The following is a 3,002-nucleotide window of genomic DNA, read 5'->3' as shown; positions in this document are numbered from 1 at the left end:
GCACAAAATAGATACTTTAAACTCTAAACTAGAGATTTGGTCTGCATAAAATTAAGGTTAAAGTTTTATCTTTTATTCGAAAAGACGCTTATTCTATTAGTATTTTAGAGAAAAAGCGGATTGAAACTTGATTTTTTTACTTATTGCGGTATACTATAGATGTGTAAAAATAAAAATTTATGTTTCTAGGTTAGAAGCAAAATATAAGGAATTATATGTCAGACGAATATAAAGCAGCTTGTTCAGAGTTAAATAAACTTGAAGAGCTGGTAAAGCAGTTTTCTCAGAAAAATAAACTAGACAATCTTGTAGTTAAGTTAAATGATTATTTAACGGTTACTGATGTAATTAATAGTGGCTTAGAGCAGAAAAAGCAAAACGATCAAGAGCTTTTACAAAAAGCTAATCGTTATAATGCAACAAAAAAAGAAATCGAAGCTGAAAAAAGTAAACGTGAACTACATGTAAAATTTGCAAAAGAGAAATTTTACTTAGATTGTTTAAAACCATCAATCGATACTTTAACTGCACAATTAAATAAGTTTTCTGATACTTTTAATGGTGATGAAAGCTTAAAAGCTAATTTTGAGGGGATTACCTTAATTCTTAAGTCTTTCGAAGATAACTTAGTTTCTTTAGGTCTTCATACCCGTGAAGAAGCTAAAGTAACAGAAGGTGAATCAACTGCACAAGAGAAAGAAGGAGAGTAAGAAGATGTCTCAGCAAAATAAAGAAACTGAGTTTGAAAATGTTGATTTAAATCAACAGGAAGAGCAAGCAACCCAAGCTCAAACCGAAACCGAAACCCAAGCTCAAACAGAAGCCCAAACAGAACAACAAGAAGCAACAACAGAACAAGCTGAAACTACAGAAGCTAGTACTGAAGCAGAGGTTGTGCCTTTTGTTTTAAGTGAACAGCTTAATCATGATGGTGAAGTTAGTAAAGAAGCGGTAGATTATTTAAAACAATTATTAACTTACTTTAATGAAGCTGGTGAGTTTGTTGCAAGCGAAGATTATACTGAAGAAAATCTTGTGCAAGATTTAGATAGTTTATCTCAATTAGCAACTAAACAACTAGAAACTGTTCAATCTAGTCTTAGCTCTGATTCTTTTGAAAAACTAACTCAAAGATTAGAAGCTATTAACTCTGCCCAAGAAGAAGAAAATCGTCGTTTAGAACGCGAGAAAAAAGAAACAGAAAATGCAGTCTTATATGCAAATGAAAAAATCATAAAGAATGCAATTAAACCTTTATTCCAAAATCTTAATATGGCTTTAAATCAGCTACCAAAAGAAACGGGAAATAAAGATTTTGAACAATTTGTTCTTGAGCTAAAAGAATTTGAGCAAAATTTAAAAGCTTCTTTAGCAAAAGAAGGCGTAGAAATTTATGGAGCTAAAGGTGAAGTTTTTGATCCTAATATCCATGATGCTGTAGCTATCTTTACGGGAACTCCTGAACAAGCAGGGACAATTTTTGATGTAGTATCTCAAGGATATAAATTAAAAGATCGTGTTGTTTCTCCAGCTTCAGTGGTAGCTTATGCGCCTGAAGAATAAGAAAAAGTAAATCTACAAAATGTAAAAATGTACAAAAGATACAGATAAGTTCTGTATTAATATTAGAAAAAGTCCTCTGAATTTTATCTTAAAATTCGGAGGACTTTTTCTAATAAAAAAACTTCCCCTTAAGATAATTTATCATTAGCTTAAAGAGGAAGTTTTTTATCAAAGATTTAAAGTAAATTATTGCAAGTAATAGTTTATAAAAATACTGTTTAACTATTACAATTGTGAGAAGTACTTTAAATCTTAATTTTGTGGGATTTCATCAGTAGTAAATGAATCATAGCCATCGTGAATGATTTTTTCTAAAGCTTTACCGCCCCCACGTGCCACACAGGTTAAAGGCTCATCAGCAATATAGCAACCAATTCCAGTTTTTTCTGAAATTAATTTATCAATATTACGCAGTAAAGCACCACCACCAGAAAGAGTGATCCCATGTTTATAGATATCAGCTGCTAATTCTGGTTTAGTTTTTTGAATGGTAGTTTGCACCGCACGAACAATTTTATCAAGAGGATCTGCAATAGCTTCAACTACATCATTTGAAGTAATGGTTGCTTCACGAGGTAAGTCTTCATTAATATTAAAACCCTGAATTACAATGGTTTTATTTTCTTCTTCGCTTAAGTAGATAGCAGAACCTACTTCATGCTTAATTCTCTCAGCTGTATGTTCACCAATTTTTAAACCAAATTTGGTTCTAATATGCGAGATAATCGCTTCATCGATTTGGTCACCACCAACTCTCTCTGATACAGCACACTCAATACCATCTAAAGAAAGAACCGCAACTTCAGTAGTACCACCACCAATATCAACAATAAAAGATCCTTTTGGTGAACTTACTGGTAATCCTGCACCTAAAGCCGCAGCCATAGGCTCTTCAATTAAGTAAACTTCTCTTGCTCCTGCTCCTAAAGCCGCTTCTTTAATTGCACGACGTTCAACTTGAGTTGATTGTGCTGGAACACATACAAGAACTCTAGGGCTTGGACGGAAGAAATATGTTGGTTTGTGAATTTTTTTAATGAAAAATTGTAACATTTTTTCCGTTAAAAGATAGTTTGAAATAACACCATCTTTTAAAGGACGTGAAGCAAAGAGGTTTTTAGGGGTTTTACCTAACATTGCTTTTGCGTTATGCCCTACGTCAGCAATATCTAATAAAGCTCCATTTGCATCACGACGTACTGCTACTACTGAAGGTTCATCTAATACTATTCCCTTATCGCGAACATAGATTAAAGTATTTGCTGTACCTAGATCTATAGCAATATCATTTGAAAACATTCCAAAGATTTTCTTAAACATTTATTTTCCAGATTATCAAAGATTAATTGTTAAATTGTATTTAACAGAATTTATTAAAGGTAAAACTTATAGCAGTTACTCAACATTTGTCAATGCCTTGGCATGATAAAGGCATAAAG

3 protein-coding genes are annotated in these 3,002 nt (G+C 32.4%); 2 read left to right on the top strand and 1 reads right to left on the bottom strand.

Going from position 1 to position 3,002, the window contains the following annotated elements:
• Positions 1–215: 215 nt before the first annotated feature.
• Together CKF59_RS02770 and grpE are read left to right on the top strand one after the other, a co-directional pair.
• Complete coding sequence (locus CKF59_RS02770) at positions 216–710, top strand: nucleotide exchange factor GrpE (RefSeq protein WP_119534461.1); 495 nt, start codon at positions 216–218, stop codon at positions 708–710.
• Between the two features lie 4 nt (positions 711–714).
• Positions 715–1,563 carry a nucleotide exchange factor GrpE gene (gene grpE / locus CKF59_RS02765; RefSeq protein WP_119534460.1) on the top strand — a complete coding sequence of 283 codons (849 nt, stop codon included), beginning with the start codon at positions 715–717 and terminating at the stop codon, positions 1,561–1,563.
• 252 nt (positions 1,564–1,815) lie between these two features.
• Here the strand turns inward: grpE and CKF59_RS02760 are convergent, their stop codons facing one another.
• Positions 1,816–2,883 (bottom strand): rod shape-determining protein, encoded by a 1,068-nt coding sequence (locus CKF59_RS02760; RefSeq protein ID WP_119534459.1) that lies wholly within the window; start codon positions 2,881–2,883, stop codon positions 1,816–1,818.
• Positions 2,884–3,002 lie beyond the last annotated feature (119 nt).

It is taken from the genome of Psittacicella gerlachiana (genome assembly GCF_003585965.1).
Classification (GTDB): Bacteria; Pseudomonadota; Gammaproteobacteria; order Enterobacterales; family Psittacicellaceae; genus Psittacicella; species Psittacicella gerlachiana.
Note: the sequence above shows the minus strand (reverse complement) of the source record. Positions and strands in the feature narration are given on the sequence as shown.